Raw genomic sequence first — 23,746 nt, forward strand, 5'->3', positions numbered from 1 at the left:
TTTTTGTTTTGAAAAATGTGTATAAATCATAATGTTAATGTTGAGTCTTTATTTAAGCTAGTTGATCAAGGGAATAAAAAAGAGAAAGAAAAAATTAAAGAGTTTATACAGTACTTTTATAATTTTGTTTATAATAGTGACCTAAAAGTCAACGATAAATTTCTTTTATACATTGCAGAAGATGCATACAACTTCATTCTTAAAAAAGAAAAAGAAGAAAGTAAATTGGCAGTAAGTAATGTAAATGATATTTCAGGAATAGAAGGCAATTTCACTATAATTAAAATCACAAATTATGACATGCCCTTTTTAGTGGATTCTGTCATTTCCACTATTAAGTCAAACGGTTTAACTATATGCTATTATAGTAACAGCATAATTAATGTTCAAAGAAAAAATAGCCTAATAGATAAAATTCATCTTTTAGAAGAAAGTAATGGAATCAAAGAGTCAGTAATATATGTAATTATTAAAGGCATAAGCGGTAGCTTTGTTGATACACTAGAAGAATCTCTACGAAAGACGCTAAAAGCAGTTAACTGCGTTGTAAAGGACTGGCAATTGATGCTCAAGAAGCTTCTTGAGCATCCGGCATTGGATGCTGGAGGCAGAGATTTTCTAGCTTGGTTGAAAAATAACAATTTTGTATTTTTAGGTTATCAAGAATACATTACTAATAAAGAAGGGAAGCTTGCTCTAAGTGGTAAGGAGAGCCTCGGGTTAATGAGAGCAAGTGAAGAGTACCAAAATTCATCAATTTTTTCTGAAAGCTTGAATTCTTTATACATACTAAGATCAGACCTAATCTCAATAGTTCATCGGCGTACCTATATGAATTGTATAGGAGTGAAAGAATTTAATGATCAGGGTGATGTAATAAGGGAACAGCATTTTTTTGGGCTATTTACTTCTATAGCAGAAGTGCAAGATATTCGAACTATTCCGGTAATAAAGGATAAGGTTACAACAATAGAAAAAAAGGCAGGATTTGTTCCTGGTGGCCATAACAATAAAGCTTTAATTTCCATTTTACAGGCATTTTCTTGTGACGAATTATTCCAATCAAATGAAGACGAGTTATTTGAAATTTGCACCTCGATCATGTCTCTTGCGATTAGACCAAGAGTCAAATTATTTTTGAGAAAGGTAGGGAACTTTATTAGTTGCATAGTATTGATACCGATGCGTTATGCTAGTGCAAGACTAATGTTTAAGATACGCGATATATTGAAAGATGAAACGAATGCAGAAAGTTCAGATATTTATAACAATCACATTATCAATGAATATGATTTGATGAAATTACACGTGGTGCTAAGAACCAAAAGCGCTAGCATTTTTGATGATGAAGTTTTGCGTATCGAAAACAAGTTAAGAAACATTACAGAAAAGTGGGAAGATCGTTTTATAGACAATTTATATAATACTTTTAGCACTGTTGAGGATATATTTATCCGCTATTGCAAGGCATTTCCGATAAGTTATCAAGAGAATTTTGAACCTCATGATGCGTATTATGATATGAAAAAATTGGAGATAGTGAGAAAGAAAAAAGTCAGCGAAGTTGATTTGAGGCTTACTCGTGACAATCTCAACTATCAATTGAAGGTTTACACTCCAAGCAACGGAGGCCTTGAATTGTCAAAGATATTAAAGGTTACTAAGAATTTAGGGGCTAAGATTCTATCTCATAATGGTTATTATATAGAAATCAACGGTGGAATATGGATACATCATTTTGTGTTGTCAAGAGTTGATGAATTAATAGACAACATTACTTTAAAAGAGCAGTTTGAGGTAACACTTGTAAAAGTGTTCAGCAAGGAAATAAAAAATGACTATTTTAACAGCTTGATCATTATTGCTGGGCTCAAGTGGAAGGAAGTGCTTCTGATTAGAGCGCTAAGCGCCTACCTAAAGCAGACATCATTTAGCTATAACCCAGAATATATCCAGAAAGTAGTATCAGAGTATCCAAAAGTAGTAAGGTATTTAGTAGAATTATTTCATTCAAGATTTGATACTAAAATAGATATTGATAGGGCAGAAACTACTAGCATTTTGATAGAAAAAATTGAAGAACTACTAAAAGAGATCAGCAACGTTTCAAATGATTACGTTTTGCGTTCGATATTTAACTTGATAATGGCAATTTTGAGAACCAGTTATTATCAAGATGATAAGCCATACTTATCTATCAAATTTGATTCAAGTAAAATAAATGGTTTACCTGACCCGCGCCCATACCGTGAATTGTATGTTTATTCAAACCTTTTTGAGGGAATACATCTAAGAGGAGGGAAGTTGGCTCGTGGTGGTTTGAGATGGTCGGATAGAACGGAAGATTTTCGCACTGAAGTTTTGGGACTCATGAAAGCCCAGATGACAAAAAATGCGGTCATTGTACCTGTTGGCGCAAAGGGTGGGTTTGTAATAAAGCAAGTTTATAAAGACAAAAACATTTTAAGGGAGAAAGGTGTTGAATGCTATAAGAATTTCATCAGAGGAATGCTTGATATTACTGATAATGTAGTTGATGGCAAAATAACTCCACCAGAAAATGTGATTAGGTATGACGAAGATGATCCATATTTGGTAGTTGCAGCAGATAAAGGCACTGCTTCATTTTCTGATTATGCAAACGAAATATCCTCTGAATGTAACTTTTGGCTCGAAGATGCATTTGCATCTGGTGGATCAGCAGGTTATGACCACAAAAAGATGGGTATTACAGCAAGAGGTGCATGGATTGCAGCACAACGCCATTTTTGGAGAATGAATAAGGATATTTACCAGGATACAACTGTTATTGGAATTGGAGATATGGCTGGCGATCTATTTGGGAACGGCATGCTGCTTTCAAGAAATATGAGTTTAATTGGAGCATTTAATCATATGCATATTTTTGTTGATCCAAATCCTGATGCGGAAAAGAGTTTCGTGGAGCGTAAACGGCTCTTTGAATTACCGTTTTCCACTTGGATGGATTACAATAGAGATTTGATTTCTCATGGTGGCGGGGTATTTGAACGTAGTAGCAAACAAGTAGAAATTTCTCAAGAAATGAAAAAGTGCTTTGATATAACGGAAGATACATTATCTCCAAATGATTTGATTCGATATTTGCTCAAGGCAAAAGTGGATTTCATATGGAATGGAGGAATTGGCACCTTTGTTAAGGCAAAAAGTGAAAGCCATGGCATGGTTGGCGATAAAGCAAATGATGAATTAAGAGTAAACGGTCATGATATTAGAGCTTCTATGTTTATAGAGGGTGGCAACCTTGGTTGCACGCAGCTTGGAAGGGTAGAATACGCTAAAATAGGTGGGTATATCAATGCAGATTTTATTGATAATTCAGCAGGAGTAATATGTTCTGATCTTGAAGTTAACATCAAGATTGCTTTTGTTGCAATTATGAAAGAAGGGGGAATTTTCTTGGAAAAAAGGAATGAAATACTGGCTAGCATGATAGATGAAGTTGCATCTAAGGTACTTGAAAACCATAACAGGATTGAAACAAAAGCATTGCTTCTTGAGTGCTTGCAAGCTAAAGAAAAGTTGGAGCAGCACCATAAATTATTACTCAGTTTAGAGAAATTTGGGCTGCTAAACCGAGATGTAGAATTTCTTCCAGCTGAAGAAGAGGTAGCAAGAATGTTAACTGATGGAGAAGGTTTCTGTTCTCCTCAGCTTTCTGTTCTGATGTCTTATGCAAGAACAGCAATAAAAAATGAAGTTATACACTCTGAGCTACCTGAAAAAGATTTTTTGTGCCGTGATTACTTACTAAATTACTTTCCACAAAGGATGGTAACAGAGTTCAAGGATTCCATATTGAAACACCAACTTTGTAGGGAAATTATTTCTACTTGCATTACAAACGATGTAGTAAATAGGATGGGCTGTATATTTATTAATAATTTGGTTGAGAGTACTGGAATTAAAGTACATGAAGCAGTTAACATATATATCGTTGTTAATCACCTATATAATTTAAGTAGCCTTTGGCAGAAAATTGATGAATTGGATGGAAAAATTGATGTTGATTCATATTTGCAAGTAGTGAGAAGTGTGCAAAAATTTATTGGTAGGGTATCATTTTGGTTAGTAAAAAATCTTGGTAAGCTTAATCTTGTAGAACTAGATGGTGTTACAAAATTTAGGGGTGCAATTGAAACTTTAGGCCATGATATTTTAGATGATCGCCTGTTAAAGATCTATAATCATGGATTAACCTCTTTGGTAGAGCTTAACATAAATAAAGATCTAGCAAAAAAGGTTGCTGATTTACGTATTCTTATTTATGCGCTGGACGTTATATCTATTGCTGAACAGACATCTTTATCAATCTTTGAAGCTGGTAGAATATACTTTAAATTAAAGTCGCTGCTAAGGTTTGATATGATTAGAACAATTGCTGTCAAGATTAAAAGCCATTCTTCTTATTGGGATCGCAGCTTAATTAATGATTTATTAGATGATTTAAGCAATTATCATCATAAGCTAGCTGTTAAAGTTATAAAAGCTACTGATAATCATATAGATAAGGTTCAAACTTGGGCTCTTAATGATAAGGATTATATAGAGCGTTACAATAGCTTTTTAGATGAGATGGTTGCTTCTAAACTTGATTTAAGTAAATTAATACTCATAATCAGGAGAATTAAAGTACTTGCTTCATAGGAAAAATGTTTAATATAGGTCTTTCAGAAATTTTAGTTGTAGCTTTAGTGAGTATAATTGTTTTTGATAAAAGTAAAGTACCTGTATTTCTTAATCTTATTAAAAATATATATAGGTATTTCTGGGTTGTAAAATCAAGAGTTAGGAAATTGTTGAAGGATACCGGAATTAAAGAATTATATGAAGGGCATAACGTTGAAAAAGTCAATTACATAATTGGTGAAGATGGCAAGCTTTATCCTACTTACAATGTAGATAGTACAAAAAATGACAGCAAAAATCCTAGTAGTAGATGATATACCATCTAATGTTAAGCTTTTGGAGGCTCAGCTAAAAGCAGAGTACTATACAGTTATTGTAGCTTATGATGGCGAGGAGGCGATAGATTTAGTAGCGGAACAGCAGCCAGATATTATCTTACTTGATGTCATGATGCCAAAAATGAGTGGTTTTGAGGTTTGTAAGAAGCTAAAGAATGATCCCTTAACGACTTATATTCCAATCATTATGGTAACTGCGCTGCATGACACTCATGATAGAGTGGAAGGAATTAATGCTGGTGCGGATGACTTTCTAACTAAGCCGATAGATGAAACTGCTTTATCTGCAAGAATTAAGTCTCTTGTGCGCTTAAAGATGATAATAGATGAGTTGTGCTTGAGAGGAGAAACTAATGCTGAGATTGGTGGAGTAGCAGAAAGCAGTATTATGGATTATTCTAATCAGATTTTTGATGCTAACATACTTGTTGTAGATGAGGACACCTTTCAAGCAGAGCAGATACACAATGTTCTAAAGCAACGCTTCAGATCAATTAAAATACTGCACGATCCAAAAGAAGCATTAAAGGTTGGTATTAAGGATAATTACGACCTGATTATTTCTGACATGCAGTTTTCAAAAACTGACGGCCTACGGTTGTGTTCTAAGTTTCGTAGTAAAGTAGAAACACGTTATACACCAATTCTGATCCTTTCTGAAGATTATGATAAAAGCAATTTAGTAAAGGCACTTGATGTAGGTGCTAATGATTATTTAACAGTACCTTTAGATGAGAGTGAATTAATAGCTAGGGTTAATTTGCAAGTGAAACGCAAAAGGTATCAAGATGCCTTGAGAATGAATTTATTTAATAATGTAGAAATGTCTATAAAGGATCCATTAACTAACTGTTATAATAGAAGATATTTTGATGCACACTTAAGAAATATTGTTAAGGATTCTGTGGAAAAAGATAGAAGTTTATCTCTTATGATACTTGATATAGATTATTTTAAGATGGTGAATGATAACTTTGGGCATAATGCTGGAGATGAACTTTTAAAGGAAATACAGAAAAGAATTTCTGAAAATATTAGAGTGACAGATTTATTAGCTAGGTTTGGTGGTGAGGAATTTGTTGTTGTAATGCCAGATACCAATGTATCAGATGCGTATACTATTGCAGAGAGAATAAGGAAAATTATTGCCAAAGAACCTTTTATACTTGTGGGTAAAAATACAACCCATAATGTAACTGTGAGCATTGGAATTTCAGCAATGCAAAGATCTGACCTTGATGATGTTAAAAAATTTATAGTACGTGCTGACAAATATTTATATAAAGCAAAAAACAGTGGTAGAAATAGAGTGGTTACTGGTTGAAGTTCTTTCAAATAAGTAGTAACTAAGATTCAAATGATAGCATAAAATTTCTCAACTCCGGAAATTTCGCATTTAACTGCAGAAATAGATATTTATTTAAAAAATACCCTGTAATTTTTAACCCTAGTCTGAATTCTTGATATGAGTAGCTATTTTGTAGGTTGTTATTGTATACATCATGCAACATCTGTGGAAAAGGTAGTAATTTATCTGCATAACAGTCACCTACTTTTTTTGACACTGCTCTACCAGTTTTTGGAGAAATAAATTGTAGATTTTCTTTCACACCTGTTACAGCACATTTTGATAGGTCTAACTTAAATCCAAGTTGCGTAAGAAGCAGAAGCTCTAAGTTAAGGTAATGACTTTGCCAAAACTGGCTATTATGTTTTATTACATCGATGAAGTGTCTAAAATTATCATATAACTTGATGCAGGATTCACTTTCTGGAAGCACTTTTTCTAATATAGACGAGAAAGAAACAATAGCAATGCTTTTTAACCTATCTTGAAAGAAATGATGAAATGGAGATTCAATCAATTCGCACTTTAAAAAACCTAGATTTTCAGGTAGCTTAGCACTCCATTCTGCATGTAATAGATTACTTATTTGAAACTTATAATTGCTATTGTTTGTTAACCTAGTTAATCCTCTGCACTTTCCATGATTTTTTGTAAATAGAGAAAGAATTAAATTTTTATCACCGTATTTTTTAACAGCTATAATAACACCTTCATCTTTCCATCTCATTCAGAGTATATTGACCATGTGATATTATAGAGATAATAAAATTAGTGTAGCAAATTTGAGTTTAAGTCAACTGAAATATATTGACTTTATGTGCAATATTAGCTTTAAACCAGTAAAACAAGCTGCTTAACATATGCGCCCTCTCTATTTTAATCATACTCTTCTTTTGTTTCTATGTTGTTTTTTGCTTTTTTCAATGAAAGCCCAAACGGATGATTCGTCAGTTATTCCTATACCACAAAGAAAAAAAGAATTAGTTGAGTTAGTACAACCGAGGCAAATTATTGAAATACAGGAAATTGATGAGGGTATTCCAATTCCCAAAAGAAAAAAGGGTGTAGAAAGAAAACTAAGAGAAGACATCAAAGAGGTGAAAAATGAAATAAGAGATAAGAAAAATATTGAGAACAAAGATGATGAATTGGCTGTAACAGAAATTATTAATTCTATAAGGGATAAACTGACAGAGTGTTGGAGCATTCCTGAGAGCATAGTTTATAAAGAAAATTTTAGTATAAAAATTAACTTATTATTATCCAGTAAAGGCGAGATCGTTGTAGCCAACGTAGCAGATAGTAGTTCTTATCAAAATAATCCTCTTTTTAGATCAGCAGCAGATAATGCAATGCGTGCAGTATATAAATGTAGCCCGTTAATTGGCTTACCTGCTGAGCAGCATCACATTTGGCGCGAAGTCACGTTAGATTTTATTGTCCCAAATTTAGGAGAAAAACACTGGACTTAAAGTCCATCCTTTTAAGAATATAATTTTAAGGTGAAAAATCTCAAAGAATGTGGAATATTATAGAAAAAGCAGTCACTCTGTATATATATCACATAGTGTGGATAACAAAATATCGATATCCAGTATTAGTTGGAGATATTGGATGGCTTTGTTGCATGGCTACCAATGAGAAGGTGTGATGTAAGGGATTTACGAGGCAAATTCGAATAGGCGGGAATGTTCAAAAAAGTGTGTCAAGCCGCATTTTTAGTTCAACTCAATTTTCAATCTGTTGGGAAAGAAGATGTCAAGTTGAGACATAGTTAAAGCCCAATTAGGGAGAGCCATAATCCACTTTTGCTCCACTTTTTTTATAGCACAATATACCAACTTATACAAGGCATTTGTACTGGTAAATGAGCCCTTGGTTTTAATGAATTTCCTGATTCATCTATGCAACCCCTCAATTGGATTGGTGGTATAAATTAGCCTTCTAACAGGGCCAGAATACTTAAAATAACCAGACAAATTTTCCCAATTGTTTTGCCACGATTTTATGACCAAAGGATATTTTTCACCCCATTTTTCTTCCAGCTCAAGCAAATAATTTTCAGCGATTTCTTTACTTGAAGCACGATATATTTTTTTCAAATCATTCATGAAAATTTTCACATCTTTGCTGGATACATATTTCAATGAATTTCTTATCTGATGCACTATACATATTTGTACTTCTGCTTTGGGAAATACACTATTTATAGCCGCAGGAAAACTTTTTAGACCATCAACACATGCAATCAGAATATCCTCTACCCCTCTCTCTTTTAGGTCATTTAACACTCCTAACCAGAACTTCACTTTCGGCTAAATAAAAGCCTAGTACTTCTTTTCTGCCATTTTGATCTATGCCTAATATATTATACATGCATTTACTTACGCAATGCCCGTCCTCCTTGACTTTGAAAAACATGCCATCCATGAATACTATTGGATATACAGATTGCAGTGGACGACTGCGCCATTCATTGATTAACGGCAGTAATTTGTCGGTGATATTGGATATTTCTGCTGCAGATATTTTGTGGTCATACATCTCCTCTACATGCGATGCTATGTCCCTATACCCTTACTATTACCCACAAATGTAAATGGACTTATAAATAAAGGATTAGAATATTAAAGTTTGTGAATATTGAGGGTATAAAAATGGCAAACAAGGGTAATGAATGGGCTAGAAATGAATTGGGGGATGCTGCACTTGGAGATAAAAGACTGACAGATCGATTAGTAAATATTGCTGATAGTTTAATAAGTTTACCTGAAAGTTCAATCAATCAAGCATGTGGAAGTTGGTCAGAAGCAAAAGCAGCTTATCGTTTTTTTCAAAATGAGAATGTAAAAGGAAGTGATATCTTAACATCGCATATTGCAAAAACTGTTGAAAGAACAAAAACTCATAAAAGGATTCTTGTGATTCAGGATACAAGTTGCATTTCATATATGGGACATGAAAAAATAAGAGGATTGGCAGTTGTTTCAAAAAAACAAAGTAAAGGTATTATGATGCACACAGCTTTTGCGATTAGTACAGAAGGCTTGACATTAGGAATACTAGACCAAAAGCTTTACTCGAGACCATCTATATCTAAAGAAGACCAAGAGCTAGAAAAAAGAAGACGTTGTAGAAACGTTAGTATTGAAGATAAAGAAAGCATAAAGTGGCTAGAAAGTTTAAAGAAAACAAATGAAATTATAGATTCAACTCAAACAGAAACTATAACGGTATGTGATAGAGAAGCAGATATTTATGATTTTTTTGAGCTTGCTTACCGTCTTAATTCAGCGGTTTTGATAAGAGCTTGTAGAAACCGAAACGTAAATAAAACATCTAGGTATTCTCGAGAAGAAAAATTATGGCAATTTATAGAAAGGGTTCCTTGTACTGGAAAAGTAGAAGTTGAAATTCCGGCTAGAGATAACAAGCCAAAAAGGATAGCATCTTTAGAAGTTATAGCACTTCTCATAATAGTCCAAAAAAGGTAAGATATGGATTTATAGTAGTGATGGTAAGCATGCCAGCAGCATATAGTTATGACTTAAGGAAAAAGGTAATGGAAGCATTGGATGAAGGAGAGAGTGGAGAAACTGTTGCCAAGAGATTTAAGATTGGAAAAACAACTTTATATGAGTGGAAGAAAAGACGTGAGAAAACGGGAGATTTTCAATCAAAAAAGCTTGGAAGCGTGGCATAAAATTACCGACTGGAATGCATTTGCCGAATTTGCAAATGAGCAAGGTGGCAAAACTCAGTCAGAGATGCTGGGGCAATATTAGTAGACAAACAATTCATCGAGCACTTAAAAATATAGGATTCACAAGAAAAAAAAGACCTACGGATATCAAGAAAGAAATGAAGAAAAGCGAGCTCAATTTTCAAAGGTTATAGCAACAAAAGAACCTAAAGAATTAGTGTATATAGATGAGTCTGGCATTGATAACACTGAACCTATGGGTATTGCCAGAAAGGACAGCGGTTTTATGCCCTAAAATCTGGAAAGAAAACTCAACGAATTAGCATGGTTGCAGCCTTAAGTGGAAGAAAAATAATTGCTCCGTTAACCTTTAAAGGCCACTGCAATATGGATATCTTTAATAAATGGTTTGAGCAGTTTCTGACACCGATTTTGGAACCTGGACAAACTGTTATCCTTGATAATGCTACTTTTCATAAGTCTAATAAGATTTGCTAAAGGAGTTGGTGCAGAAATTTTATATCTTCCTCCATATTCTCCAGATTTCAACAAAATTGAGCATTATTGGTTTGCTATAAAAAACAGAGCCAGGAAAAACATTCCTCTATTCGAATCCTTTCGTCGTGCTGTTGATTCTGCCTTCCTATGACCTGTTCGGACTATTATGAGAAATGTTATAACCCCAGCATTAACATGAGTATAAGTGTTGGTAGTGTGTCCAACAGCGAAGCAAGGGTCTCATCAAAATGTAAAGAAGTCTATGAACAAATAGAGGAAGAAATGAAAGCAAGCGAAATTTTGCATATTGATGAAATCAGTCACTACAACAAAGGCAAGTTGGGATGGTGCTGGATGTTTGCCAACAATAACGCAAGTCTTATGAAGTTAGCAGATACAAGAGGAATGAGGTTTTTAAAGAATAGTGCATTTTGTGATTACAAAAATCGTGTAATTACCGACAGATATGCAGTTTACAACTACTTCAGTGATGAAAAACGACAAATTTGTTGGGCTCACTTGTTGAGAAATTTCGAGAGGTTATCTCATAGCTGGAATAGTGAAGTAATGAGACTTGGCAATTGTTTAAAAGATGCAGCTAATGGATTATTTGCATTAAAAAATGCTTTGTCAGAAAATGAAATTAGTATTTCAAAGTTCACTAAGCAATCTAAAGAGTTGCGAAGATTTATGCAGTACTGCATGATAAAAATATCTTATATACTTGAAGCAAAAGGAGCTTCACGAACGGTAAAGGGTATTATAAAATCCGAGCCAATGATGTGGACATTTTTGGATGACCCAAAGAATATTCCATTAACGAATAATCATGTTGAACGACAAATACGGCGTTATGTTGTCTATCGTAAGAATTCATATTTTGCACAGTCAGAGCGAGGGAATAGATTCCTTGAGCGGATAATTTCTCTGTATCTCACTTGGAGACAAAAAAAAGTTAAATCCATTTCAAAACCTTTTATCTATTGTCTCTTAAGCCGCACCTCTGAACGGATACCCGTAATTGGGTTTTAAAGCGATTCTACAACCTCAGGGTACAACTATACCACCAAGACCCAAGTTACTCACATAGGGTAGCTTAAAACTCGATTATGAGGTACTTCTAAATTATCTTTTACCTTAAACTTTCACTTACTAGAAAGAGCCCTGTTCAATTTTATTATGTTTTTTATTCCTTGTAAAATATTTTTTCAAAAAAGTGAACAGTTTTTGTAATTTCGGTGAAACAAGAGCTGGTTTTGGAGGTCTTATTGAAATATAACGACTTTTATCTAAAATTCTTAAGTTGAGTTTTTAGGTAATCTGTATAAATAATTTGTAGATGAAGCTAAAGGAAAAAAGTTTTGCCATAAACATAAGCTACAAAACCCTCTCAATAATTCAAGATGGAGACAAAGATCTAAATTTATTTATTTACGTCTCTAATTTTATCTCGTATAATGGAGACAAAGATTTATATTTTGTGTTTTATGTCTCCATTATTTATTGGTAGAAAAACTGAGTTAAAACAACTACTGGAGCTTACAGAAAAAAATACTGCATCTTTTGTAGTAGTCAAAGGAAGGCGTCGTATAGGAAAAAGTCGTTTAATTCAAGAGTTTGGTAAATACTTCGAGCAATATTACTCCTTTATAGGTTTGCCACCAGAAAAGCATACTACAATGTCCTACCAACTTAATGAATTTTCTAGACAAGTTGCTAGACAATTTAATACATCTTTTGCTAGGTATGATGACTGGAGCGATTTACTATGGGCAGTTGGTGAACGTCTACTATCAGGAAAAACATTATTGCTGTTTGATGAAATTTCTTGGATGGGCTCAAAAGATCCAACCTTTTTAGGCAAAATAAAAAATTTTTGGGATACGCAGCTAAAAAATAATAACAAGTTAATTTTCGTTGTTTGTGGATCAGCTTCATCCTGGATCGAGAAAAATATACTTAGCAGCACTGGTTTCGTAGGGAGAATATCGTTAACTTTAACACTCGGAGAATTATCACTTTCTGATTGCAATGAATTTTGGCCGAAAAATATTTCAGCATATGAAAAATTTAAGGTGCTTGCAGTAACTGGCGGAATTCCAAAGTATTTAGAGGAGGTAAATTTTAAACATAGCGCTGAAGAAAATATTAAAAGGCTTTGTTTTACAAAAGGTGGGTTTTTAGTTGAAGAATTTAATCAAATATTCTCAGATTTATTCATGCGAAAAACGGCTTTTTATAAGCAAATAGTCAGAGCTCTTTCTACTGGAGCTAAAGAACAAGAAGAAATTTGTGCTACTTTAAATATCGTAAGACATGGACGCATTTCTGAGTATCTATATGAACTTGAGCTTGCTGGTTTTATTGCAAAGGATCATACTTGGAGTATAAAAACTGGTACTGATTCACGACTCAGGAGGTACAGACTTCAAGATAATTATTTAAGGTTTTATCTAAAATATATCGAAAAAGATCTAGGAAAAATTAGTCGTGACACCTATTCTATAGGGTTCTTACCAGAGTGGTATACAATTATTGGGCTTCAATTTGAAAATTTGGTGCTGAACAATAGAAAGAGTATACATAATATCTTAGGAATTGATAGAATAATAAGCGAGAATCCATTTTTTCAGAAAAGAACACGTAATAGTGCAGGTTGTCAAATTGATTATATGATTCAAACGAAGTTTAACACTCTCTACATTTGCGAAATCAAATTTTCAAAAGATAAAATTGGTCATTCAATAATACAAGAGGTACAAAAGAAAATAGATGCACTAAATCGTCCAAAAGGCTTTTCATGTCGTCCAGTCCTTATCCACGTTAATGATGTAAGTGATGATGTTATAGATAGTGGTTACTTTTCACACATAATTGATTTTGGAAAATTATTAAATTGTAAGTCATGGTTTTTCTGACTTTAAAATAGTGTCTTTTTAGTTTTTATGTTTATTCTTAACTTATAGAGGTTGCTTATGACTGATACTTTAACTTTAAAAGAGGGAGATATTGAAACTACTGCTTTTGATAATAGCAATTTTACTAGAGTATTACACGATGGAGAATGGTGGTACGTAATAACAGAAGTAATAGCTTTTCTGACAGGTAGTAAGAACCCATCTGACTATCTAAAAAAGATAAAAAGCAGAGATATAGGGCTTTCTGAAGGATGGGGACAATTTGTCACCCCCCTTGAAATTAAAACAAAAGGTGGTAAACAGAATGTTAATTGTACAAATGTTGAGGGGTTGTTTCGTATTTTGCAGTCTATTCCTTCCAAAAGAGTTGAACAATTTAAACGTTGGCTTGCAAAAGTCGGGTATGAAAGGCTACAAGAATATGAAAATCCTGAGCTTGCACTCAAACGAATCTATGCCGATTATGCTGCAAAAGGGTACCCTCAGGAATGGATACAAAAGAGAATAGAATCGATAGCTGTCAGAAATCAACTAACAAAAGAATGGGGTAACAGAAATATATCTGACCACAATAATAAGTATATTGAAGGTAGGGAATACGCAATATTGACAGACGTAATTTCTGAGGGAACGTTTGGAGTAAAAACAAAGCATCATAAGGAAATAAAAGGCTTGAGGAAACAACCACTAAGAGACCATATGACACCAATTGAATTAATTTTTAACATGCTAGGAGAACAGGCTACCATTGATGAAATAAAAGATAAAGATGCACAGGGCTATAATAAAAATTTAGAAGCGGCAAAGGAAGGAGGTAAGAACGCAGGCACAGCAAGAGAGGCATTTGAAAAAGCTAGAGGTGTGAAAGTCGTTTCTTCAGATAACTTTTTAAAGAGGATTAAAGATTAAAGTTCTCACTGGGAATGTTCAAAAAAGTGTGTCAAATCGAAAAAAAGTAATAAATTGATATAAAAAAATGGAGGTTTGAAAATGAGTCAGAAAATAGTAAACAGAACTAACGGATTGGTAGATTATAAAGAGTTGGAAACAAATATCCTGTCGTCTATACGAGAAGGAAGACCGTTGACAGGAAAGGAGGGAGCATTAACGCCATTTATAAAAAGGCTGCTTGAAGCTAGTCTAGAGGGTGAAATAGAACATCATTTATCTGCTGGAAGTGAAGAAAACAATCGTAGAAACGGGAGGAATGGCAAGACTTTGAAGACAAGCGCAGGTTCATTTGAACTATTGACACCAAGAGACAGAGAAGGAAGTTTTGAACCACAAATAGTGAAAAAAAGGCAAACAAGCTTACATCCAGAGCTTGAAACGAAGATTTTGAGCACATTTGCCAGTGGTATGAGCTATAGAGATATAGCGTCACACGTTGAGGAAATTTATGACCACAAAATATCTGCAGCAGAAATATCCAATATCACCGACAAATTACTGCCGTTAATCAATGAATGGCGCAGTCGTCCACTGCAATCTGTATATCCAATAGTATTCATGGATGGCATGTTTTTCAAAGTCAAGGAGGACGGGCATTGCGTAAGTAAATGCATGTATAATATATTAGGCATAGATCAAAATGGCAGAAAAGAAGTACTAGGCTTTTATTTAGCCGAAAGTGAAGTTCTGGTTAGGAGTGTTAAATGACCTAAAAGAGAGAGGGGTAGAGGATATTCTGATTGCATGTGTTGATGGTCTAAAAAGTTTTCCTGCGGCTATAAATAGTGTATTTCCCAAAGCAGAAGTACAAATATGTATAGTGCATCAGATAAGAAATTCATTGAAATATGTATCCAGCAAAGATGTGAAAATTTTCATGAATGATTTGAAAAAAATATATCGTGCTTCAAGTAAAGAAATCGCTGAAAATTATTTGCTTGAGCTGGAAGAAAAATGGGGTGAAAAATATCCTTTGGTCATAAAATCGTGGCAAAACAATTGGGAAAATTTGTCTGGTTATTTTAAGTATTCTGGCCCTGTTAGAAGGCTAATTTATACCACCAATCCAATTGAGGGGTTGCATAGATGAATCAGGAAATTCATTAAAACCAAGGGCTCATTTACCAGTACAAATGCCTTGTATAAGTTGGTATATTGTGCTATAAAAAAAGTGGAGCAAAAGTGGATTATGGCTCTCCCTAATTGGGCTTTAACTATGTCTCAACTTGACATCTTCTTTCCCAACAGATTGAAAATTGAGTTGAACTAAAAATGCGGCTTGACACACTTTTTTGAACATTCCCGATCGTGGTACAGAGTATTGTGGCAAGCCAGGAAATCATGCGTACCAGTTATATTTGGGAGTAGAAAATATTGATCATTCTAGAACCAAAGCTTACTCTCCACAGACTAATGGTATATGTGAAAGGCTTCATAGAACTATGCAAGATGAATGTTATAATATTATTTTTAGGAAAAAGATTTATAGTACTTTGGAAGAACTCCAGTTAGATATCGATCATTGGTTGCATTCTTACAATAGAGCTAGACCTCATTCCGGTAAATATTGCTATGGTAAGACTCCTATGCAGACCTTTTTTGATAGTATGCATATTGCTTACCAAAAAAATATTGATAACATTAAAACAGATTCTGATATCGGTTTTGACTTCGTCGATTCTTCTGTCAGTTAATTTATGCCTGTCAGATTAAGTCTAAACTATTACATAGTTTCACGCCACCTACCCAGTAAGCAAGTTCTTTGTAGATCTATCCCAGGAGAGATGGGAGCTCCTGGTTTTGACGTCGTTTCAGCCCTTTCGACACTTCATCAGTGGTTCATTTTCATTCGCCTCTCTATTTCGTACATGACACGTATTTGTGCCTTTATCCATAACTCTCACTACCTTGACTCTTTATCAAAGCAGCTTATGGTTGTTTAAAGCCTGCTCTTGCAAGCCGACTGTGAGGGACCTTTCCCTCATCTATTGTGCAGCTTAAGCACTTAGTTTGCTCATTTCTGATCTTTCTTTGTGTCTCTACGGCACACCCCATCCTTGGCAAACTAATTTTATTGTCCCAAATTTGGGAGAAAAACCCTGGACTTGAAGTCCATCCTTTTAAGAATATAATTTTAAGGTGAAAAATCTGAAAGAATGTGGAATATTATAGAAAAAGCAGTCACTCTGTATATATATCACATAGTGTGGATAACAAAATATCGATATCCAGTACTAGTTGGAGATATTGGAAAGAAAGCTAAAGAAGTTGTACAAGAAGTATGTGCAAATAATCAAGTAGAAATTATCAGAGGTAGAGTTGCGTCAAGTCATGTACACGTATACGTTTCTGTACCCCCATACTTAAGTATTAGTAAGTTAGTGCAGTTAATAAAAGGAAAAAGTTCCAGAAAAATCCAGCAAAACTTTCCAGAGCTAAAAAAGAGATACTGGGTTGTGGGCAGTAGGCTAGTTTGTCAGGACTAGCGGAAATGTAACTGACGAAATGATAAAAAATTATATTGAAAATCACTCTAAAAAAGAAGATAAATTTGGTGACTTTCAAGTCGAAAGTTAGCATTCTATGCTCTCTCTCAATCTTTGGATTTTAATCCATAGTGGTTGAATGAAGAATCTTTAAACCCTTTTGTACCAAATTTTAATGAAGCAAAAAATTCTTCTAATTCTTCAAAAGGACAACTATTTTTCTCTAATTTTACTTTTATAATATTGCTTAACATTGTAACTCCACTAACCGTTTTATACATGTAGCTTAAGACTATTTTAATAATTTATCAAGAAAGTTTAATTATTAATTATAATATTTAATAAAATAAATAGACTCTTTTACATTTCATCTGCAAGAATCTTTTCCTTAGTTTGTAAATAAAGATTTTCTGAATCTAATTGCCGCAGGTTACGTTTAGTAATATAATCTCATATTAAATAAAACTTTACCTAAGTTTATGCCAGACTCTACGTTAGTTTTAACAACTATTCTTATATTCTTCATCTTTACGTTGTCACTTTTTTTTATAAAAAGGATATTTGGATCAACGAACAAGAAGATAATAAAATCCTTCAGAAAAATTGCTCAGCAGATTAATGCGCTAGAGCAAGAAATGCAGAGCTTATCTGATGAGGATCTTGCTAGTAAAACTGCGGAATTAAAACAAGAACTGAAAAATGGAAAAACACTAAATGACCTTCTCGTACCTGCATTTGCGGTTGTACGAGAAGCATCACGAAGATTCCTTAACATGAGGCATTTCGACGTTCAGCTAATTGGTGGCATGGTTCTCCATAATGGCATGATATCAGAAATGAAAACAGGAGAAGGAAAGACACTCGTCGCAACTTTAGCTGCATATCTAAATTCTTTAGAAGGAAAAGGTGTGCACATCGTAACTGTTAACGACTATCTTGCAAAACGAGATACAGAGTGGATGAGTAAATTATATAATTCTCTTGGAGTTTCTGTTGCATTTATTACAAATAATTTGACAGACGACGAGAGAAAAAAGGCTTATAGCGCAGATATCGTATACTCAACAAATAATGAACTTGCCTTTGATTATCTACGAGATAATATGAAATTTTCTCAAGAAGATATGGTTCAGAGAGGCTTCAATTACGCGATAGTAGACGAAGTAGACTCTATACTGATTGATGAAGCGCGTACTCCGCTCATTATTTCTGGCCCACTTGAGGAAAATAATCAGATATATAAGCATATCAATAAAATAGTAATCAAATTAGTTGATTCTGACTATGAAGTCGATGAAAAGAGTAGAGCAGTGTTCCTCACTGAAAATGGCATTTCACGAGTGGAGGAATTACTAAAATCGTATAACATCATTCCTGAAAATTCCTCGCTCTATGATACTAGCAATATTATACTGACTCATTATATAGATCAAGCACTTCGTGCACATAAGCTGTTTACTGCTGATAAAGATTATATAGTGAAAAACGGTAAGGTGGTAATTATTGATGAGTTTACTGGGCGCATGATGGAAGGTAGGAGATATTCTGATGGTCTTCACCAGGCATTGGAGGCAAAGGAGAATCTTGAAATTCAGCATGAAAGTCAAACTTTAGCATCAGTCACATTTCAGAACTACTTTCGTATGTACAACAAACTTTCTGGTATGACAGGAACAGCAGTAACAGAGGCAGAGGAGTTTCATGATATATATAGATTAAATGTAGTAAAAATTCCAACTAATGTGTCTGTTAAAAGAATAGATGTTGACGATGAAATTTATGGCACAGAAAAAGAAAAATTTAGTGCTGTATTGAAGTTCATAGAAGAATGCCACAAACGCCTACAACCAATCCTTGTTGGTACGGTAAGTATTGAAAACTCTGAAAAACTTTCTGCGCTTTTGCAAAGCTATTCTCTTAAGCATTCAGTACTAAATGCTCGTTATCATGAACAAGAAGCGTACATAATAGCGCAAGCTGGAATACCAGGCAGCATTACTATAGCAACAAACATGGCAGGACGTGGAACTGATATTCAGCTTGGTGGAAATGTTGAAATGATTGCAAAAATAGAGCTCGAGAAAATAAAAAATGCTGATGAAAGAGAAAAAAAATATCAAGAAATAGTCGAAAGAGTAAAAAAAGATAAGGAAATTGCTATAAAAGCTGGTGGCTTATGTGTTATCGGAACCGAAAGGCATGAAAGCAGGAGAATAGATGATCAACTGCGTGGCCGTTCTGGTCGTCAGGGTGACCCTGGACTTTCTAAGTTCTTTCTATCACTTGAAGATGATTTAATGAGAATATTTGGCTCTGATAGAATGAGGAATTTTTTACAAAAAGTGGGACTAAAGAACAATGAAGCTATTCATCACCCATGGATTAATAAAGCACTTGAGAAAGCACAGAAGAAAGTTGAAGTTAGAAATTATGATGTGCGGAAGTCTTTGCTAAAGTTTGATGATGTAATTAACAATCAACGTAAGGTTATTTTTAAGCAGAGAAATCATATTTTAAACAATGAAATCAATGATTTAGTTGAAGTATATAGTGAAGTAAATGAGGATATAATAGAAGGTATAGTACAAAGTGGTTATTACGAAGATTATGTTGAAGATATTGCAAAAGAATTCCACATAAGATACGGGATAACGCTTAATCTAGCAGAGTTTTTGAATAAACAAGAAGCCTTGGATTATATAAATGACAAAATACAAGAATTTTTTACTGAGAAAGAAAAATATTTCAATAGTCAACAAACTACAGATTTGTGGAATACGATAGTGAAACAAGTGATGATCATGACACTTGATCATTTATGGAGGGAGCACCTTTCGGTCTTAGAGAGCCTAAGACAAAGCATAAATTTGCGTGCCATGGGGCAAAAAGACCCACTGAATGAATTTAAACGCGAAGCTTTCTTAATGTTTGAGTCGATGCTTGAAAAGTGGAGGGAGCTTACCATTCACCGCCTAGCGCACTTTAAGTTGCTAGACAATCAAGAAATAGGCAATAGGTCACGCTCTACTAAAAATAGCAGACTTCCAAAAGTTTCAAGAAATGACAAGTGCCCTTGTAACTCTGGAAAAAAATACAAACACTGTCACGGTGCAGTTGCCGTAGTGAATTAGTTGTTGCAAGCACATTATAGCTGCTATAGCTAACCGAAGTCAGATCTGCTCGAGCACTCTGAAAGACAAAATCAATAGCCGAATTAATATTGGGCCAAAAGGTTTGTAGAGACTTTCTTATGGCGTGCTTGATCAGAACTTCTCAATCGGATTCAAATCTCACTTTTACCCACAAATAAAAAAGTGAGTAAAATGGATACCAAATAAATTTGGGATTAAAATGAGTGAAGTAAGTACAAATGTGCAATATACTGATGGCTTAGGGGATAAATGGCTGGAAAGAGAGTTAAAACACGTTAATTTAGGAGATACAAGACTTCATAAGAGACTTATTAAAACAGGCTATTGTATAGAGGGTAAGGTGTCTGGATCAATTAATCAAAGCTGTAGTGGATGGAAAGAAGCTAAGGGTGCATACAGATTATTTAGCAATGAAAAGCTTAAGGATAAGGAAATTTATTCTTCCCATTACAAAGAAACTATGGAGAGAATGAAAGGAAATCAGTTTGTTTTGTCAGTTCAAGATACAAGTTATTTGGATTTTGACTCTCATATAAAAACCAAGAGGCTAGGTAGTATTTCTAAAGCTTATACGAAGCATAAAATGGGTTTACTGTTGCACAGTGTCTTAATAGTCAGCAAAGACGGATTACCTTTAGGTCTATCTCTCAACAATGTTGGGCACGTTCTATTAGGGAAAAAGAAACGGCACAAGAAAAAGCAAACAGGAAATACCGTACCTCCATAGAAGAAAAAGAAAGTTATAAGTGGATAACAGCTCTCAAAGAAAGCATAAACAACCTTCCTGCAAATGTATAACTTGTTACCCTTGGTGATAGAGAGGCAGATATCTTCAAATTTTTATGGATCACTGAGACATTAGGTAGTTTTTATGTAATCCGTAATCGAACTAATAGAAGATTTATCTGTACTGAAATTGGAAAAACAGATTTGCAAACACGCATCACTCAACTGCCAGTAAAGAAGAAAATTTCTCTAGAAGTTAATAAAGGTAGAAACCAAAGATCAAGGAAAACTAATATTGAAGTTAAGTATATGAAAGGCTATATACCTATCAGATCTTCTTCAATTTATGGATAAAAAGACACAGTGCATAAAATAAGTGATAAAATACCTGTATATGTGGTAAGTGCAAAAGAAACAAATCCTCCTGAAGGATTGGAAGCTATTGATTGGACTTTGCTGACTAATGTACCAGTTAATAGCACTTTAGATGCTATAGAAAGGATAAATTGGTATAAGCTAAGATGGAAAATTGAGGAGTATTTCACGGTTTTAAAATCAGGATGTAAAATAGAAAGCTCTCGTTTAACTACAAAGGAAAGGCTACAGAAATTAATTGCTATAAAGAGCATTATTGCATTTAAAATTTTATATTTAACAAAAGTCGCTTTATCAAATCCCATGGAAACCTGTACTAAAATTTTAAGCAATGAAGAGTGGAAGGCCCTTTTCATACGTGAGCATAAAGTAGCTATATTGCCAGAAGAACCTCCAAACATAAAACAAGCTATTATTTGGTTAGGAAAATTAGGTGGATTTATGAATAGAAAAAGTGATAATTTACCAGGGGCTATGACTCTATGGCGGGGCTATGAAAATCTTAAGGAGAGCATAGTTATGCTTCACATCATGACCTCTCAAAATTGTGGGTAAAAGTGAGGATTTAAATCTGGCGAGTATGGAGGTAAGAACAAAATTTTACACCCAATATTTTCAAGGTAATGTTCAAAAAAGTGTGTCAAATCGAAAAAAAGTAATAAATTGATATAAAAAAATGGAGGTTTGAAAATGAGTCAGAAAATAGTAAACAGAACTAACGGATTGGTAGATTATAAAGAGTTGGAAACAAATATCCTGTCGTCTATACGAGAAGGAAGACCGTTGACAGGAAAGGAGGGAGCATTAACGCCATTTATAAAAAGGCTGCTTGAAGCTAGTCTAGAGGGTGAAATAGAACATCATTTATCTGCTGGAAGTGAAGAAAACAATCGTAGAAACGGGAGGAATGGCAAGACTTTGAAGACAAGCGCAGGTTCATTTGAACTATTGACACCAAAAGACAGAGAAGGAAGTTTTGAACCACAAATAGTGAAAAAAAGGCAAACAAGCTTACATCCGGAACTTGAAGCAAAGGTTTTAAGCACATACGCTAGTGGCATGGGGTATAGGGCTTACTATTACCCACAAATATAAAGTTCAGTAGCAAGTCTCCATCCTTCTGCTAAATCAAAAAGACGTCTCCACCCTTTCCAAAGAGTAATGGGACCTGGTTCTGGATCATTTTTCCTGGCTAAATGACCTCCAAGTTGGGCGATCCATGAAACAGCTTCTTTTATAGTAGGGGTTATATTTGGGTATGACTTTACTTTATGTATTTTGACGTATAAAACTTTCCATTCTTCTTCAGCTAATAATGTAGTACATGGTAGTGTTGAATCAGTTCTTGCAATTGTTGTAATAAAGAAAATTCTCCAAGCAATAATACTCATGACTGTTAGATATCGCATTAATCTTTCTGCTGTTACCAGTCTACATTCTTCAACTTTAAGGCCAGATTTTAAAATTTTATGTAAGACTTCTATTTTCCACCTAAGACAATACCAATTAACTTTTTCAATAGCTTCATCAAAAGTATTAACTGAAAGATTCGTTAAAAGCATCCACTCTAGTGGTGTTGATTCAGGAGGAGGATTTTTCTCAATAACTTGAACTACATAGAGCGGTAGGTCAGGTAGCTCTTCTTTATGTCTTAATCTTATATTGCCTCTATCTGGGTTCATAGTAAATTTTCCAAATCTATAGCATTTCTCATAATAGTCCGAACAGGTCATAGGAAGGCAGAATCAACAGCACGACGAAAGGATTCGAATAGAGGAATGTTTTTCCTGGCTCTGTTTTTTATAGCAAACCAATAATGCTCAATTTTGTTGAAATCTGGAGAATATGGAGGAAGATATAAAATTTCTGCACCAACTCCTTTAGCAAATCTTATTAGACTTATGAAAAGTAGCATTATCAAGGATAACAGTTTGTCCAGGTTCCAAAATCGGTGTCAGAAACTGCTCAAACCATTTATTAAAGATATCCATATTGCAGTGGCCTTTAAAGGTTAACGGAGCAATTATTTTTCTTCCACTTAAGGCTGCAACCATGCTAATTCGTTGAGTTTTCTTTCCAGATTTTAGGGCATAAAACCGCTGTCCTTTCTGGCAATACCCATAGGTTCAGTGTTATCAATGCCAGACTCATCTATATACACTAATTCTTTAGGTTCTTTTGTTGCTATAACCTTTGAAAATTGAGCTCGCTTTTCTTCATTTCTTTCTTGATATCCGTAGGTCTTTTTTTTCTTGTGAATCCTATATTTTTAAGTGCTCGATGAATTGTTTGTCTACTAATATTGCCCCAGCATCTCTGACTGAGTTTTGCCACCTTGCTCATTTGCAAATTCGGCAAATGCATTCCAGTCGGTAATTTTATGCCACGCTTCCAAGCTTTTTTGATTGAAAATCTCCCGTTTTCTCACGTCTTTTCTTCCACTCATATAAAGTTGTTTTTCCAATCTTAAATCTCTTGGCAACAGTTTCTCCACTCTCTCCTTCATCCAATGCTTCCATTACCTTTTTCCTTAAGTCATAACTATATGCTGCTGGCATGCTTACCATCACTACTATAAATCCA

The 23,746-nt window shown here is 34.2% G+C and carries 11 protein-coding genes and 11 pseudogenes; 17 read left to right on the forward strand and 5 right to left on the reverse strand.

All coding sequences use genetic code 11. The annotated features are described in order from the left end of the window. Positions 1 to 15: 15 nt before the first annotated feature. From AB3210_RS03140 to AB3210_RS03150, 3 genes are read left to right on the forward strand one after another with little or no spacing between them, the layout of a single operon-like run. Positions 16 to 4,686, forward strand: coding sequence for an NAD-glutamate dehydrogenase (locus AB3210_RS03140; protein ID WP_052264805.1), 4,671 nt, complete (start codon positions 16 to 18; stop codon positions 4,684 to 4,686). Positions 4,687 to 4,691: 5 nt separating this feature from the next. Then, the gene (locus AB3210_RS03145; protein ID WP_007302915.1) at positions 4,692 to 4,982 is read left to right on the forward strand and encodes a twin-arginine translocase TatA/TatE family subunit; all 291 of its coding nucleotides are present in this window, start codon (positions 4,692 to 4,694) and stop codon (positions 4,980 to 4,982) included. Beyond that, a complete protein-coding gene (locus tag AB3210_RS03150) occupies positions 4,954 to 6,330 on the forward strand; it encodes a PleD family two-component system response regulator (protein WP_007302914.1) in 1,377 nt (458 codons plus the stop codon). Before AB3210_RS03145 ends, AB3210_RS03150 begins: the two co-directional genes overlap by 29 nt. A gap of 22 nt (positions 6,331 to 6,352) precedes the next feature. Here the strand turns inward: AB3210_RS03150 and recO are convergent, their stop codons facing one another. Continuing rightward, a complete protein-coding gene (gene recO, locus AB3210_RS03155) occupies positions 6,353 to 7,081 on the reverse strand; it encodes a DNA repair protein RecO (protein WP_007302913.1) in 729 nt (242 codons plus the stop codon). A gap of 196 nt (positions 7,082 to 7,277) precedes the next feature. Between recO and AB3210_RS03160 the strand changes: the two genes are divergently transcribed. Continuing rightward, positions 7,278 to 7,826 carry a hypothetical protein gene (locus AB3210_RS03160; protein ID WP_052265027.1) on the forward strand — a complete coding sequence of 183 codons (549 nt, stop codon included), beginning with the start codon at positions 7,278 to 7,280 and terminating at the stop codon, positions 7,824 to 7,826. A gap of 49 nt (positions 7,827 to 7,875) precedes the next feature. After that, positions 7,876 to 7,969 (forward strand): annotated as a pseudogene (locus AB3210_RS03165) (IS200/IS605 family transposase); the annotation flags it as partial. 103 nt (positions 7,970 to 8,072) lie between these two features. On the opposite strand, the pseudogene AB3210_RS03170 reads toward AB3210_RS03165, so the two are convergent. Further along, positions 8,073 to 8,931 (reverse strand): annotated as a pseudogene (locus tag AB3210_RS03170) (IS256 family transposase); the annotation flags it as partial. A gap of 80 nt (positions 8,932 to 9,011) precedes the next feature. Here AB3210_RS03170 and AB3210_RS03175 point away from each other — a divergent pair. From AB3210_RS03175 to tnpA, 8 genes and pseudogenes are all read left to right on the forward strand, one after another. Then, a pseudogene (locus tag AB3210_RS03175) lies at positions 9,012 to 9,815 on the forward strand (IS4 family transposase); the annotation flags it as partial. A 62-nt stretch (positions 9,816 to 9,877) separates the two neighbouring features. Beyond that, positions 9,878 to 10,706: pseudogene (locus tag AB3210_RS03180) on the forward strand (IS630 family transposase). A 41-nt stretch (positions 10,707 to 10,747) separates the two neighbouring features. Beyond that, positions 10,748 to 11,549: pseudogene (gene tnpC / locus AB3210_RS03185) on the forward strand (IS66 family transposase); the annotation flags it as partial. Positions 11,550 to 12,042: 493 nt separating this feature from the next. After that, a complete protein-coding gene (locus AB3210_RS03190; RefSeq protein WP_052264913.1) occupies positions 12,043 to 13,473 on the forward strand; it encodes an AAA family ATPase in 1,431 nt (476 codons plus the stop codon). Positions 13,474 to 13,530: 57 nt separating this feature from the next. After that, the gene (locus tag AB3210_RS03195; RefSeq protein ID WP_007302946.1) at positions 13,531 to 14,382 is read left to right on the forward strand and encodes a Bro-N domain-containing protein; all 852 of its coding nucleotides are present in this window, start codon (positions 13,531 to 13,533) and stop codon (positions 14,380 to 14,382) included. Between the two features lie 81 nt (positions 14,383 to 14,463). Continuing rightward, positions 14,464 to 15,694: pseudogene (locus AB3210_RS03200) on the forward strand (IS256 family transposase). Positions 15,695 to 15,722: 28 nt separating this feature from the next. Continuing rightward, positions 15,723 to 16,118: pseudogene (locus tag AB3210_RS03205) on the forward strand (integrase core domain-containing protein); the annotation flags it as partial. Between the two features lie 464 nt (positions 16,119 to 16,582). Continuing rightward, positions 16,583 to 17,001 (forward strand): annotated as a pseudogene (gene tnpA, locus AB3210_RS03210) (IS200/IS605 family transposase). A 16-nt stretch (positions 17,002 to 17,017) separates the two neighbouring features. Here tnpA and AB3210_RS03215 read toward each other — a convergent pair. Continuing rightward, positions 17,018 to 17,164: a hypothetical protein gene (locus AB3210_RS03215; RefSeq protein ID WP_007302910.1), complete on the reverse strand. Its 147-nt coding sequence runs from the start codon at positions 17,162 to 17,164 to the stop codon at positions 17,018 to 17,020. Between the two features lie 225 nt (positions 17,165 to 17,389). On the opposite strand from AB3210_RS03215, the gene secA reads away from it, so the two are divergent. The 4 genes and pseudogenes from secA to AB3210_RS03235 all read left to right on the forward strand — a co-directional run. After that, on the forward strand, positions 17,390 to 20,041 hold the full coding sequence (gene secA, locus AB3210_RS03220; RefSeq protein ID WP_012481813.1) for a preprotein translocase subunit SecA: 2,652 nt from the start codon (positions 17,390 to 17,392) through the stop codon (positions 20,039 to 20,041). 220 nt (positions 20,042 to 20,261) lie between these two features. After that, complete coding sequence (locus tag AB3210_RS03225; RefSeq protein ID WP_052264825.1) at positions 20,262 to 20,789, forward strand: transposase DNA-binding-containing protein; 528 nt, start codon at positions 20,262 to 20,264, stop codon at positions 20,787 to 20,789. A gap of 362 nt (positions 20,790 to 21,151) precedes the next feature. Next, positions 21,152 to 21,718, forward strand: a complete 567-nt coding sequence (locus tag AB3210_RS03230) for an IS4 family transposase (RefSeq protein WP_230609092.1) — start codon at positions 21,152 to 21,154, stop codon at positions 21,716 to 21,718. Positions 21,719 to 21,853: 135 nt separating this feature from the next. Further along, positions 21,854 to 22,234 (forward strand): annotated as a pseudogene (locus AB3210_RS03235) (transposase); the annotation flags it as partial. 8 nt (positions 22,235 to 22,242) lie between these two features. Here AB3210_RS03235 and AB3210_RS03240 read toward each other — a convergent pair. After that, positions 22,243 to 22,863, reverse strand: a pseudogene (locus AB3210_RS03240) (IS4 family transposase); the annotation flags it as partial. A 29-nt stretch (positions 22,864 to 22,892) separates the two neighbouring features. Then, positions 22,893 to 23,721 (reverse strand): annotated as a pseudogene (locus AB3210_RS03245) (IS630 family transposase). Between the last annotated feature and the right edge of the window lie 25 nt (positions 23,722 to 23,746).

The organism is Wolbachia endosymbiont (group B) of Scrobipalpa ocellatella, assembly GCF_964188425.1.
In the GTDB taxonomy this organism is placed as follows: Bacteria; Pseudomonadota; Alphaproteobacteria; order Rickettsiales; family Anaplasmataceae; genus Wolbachia.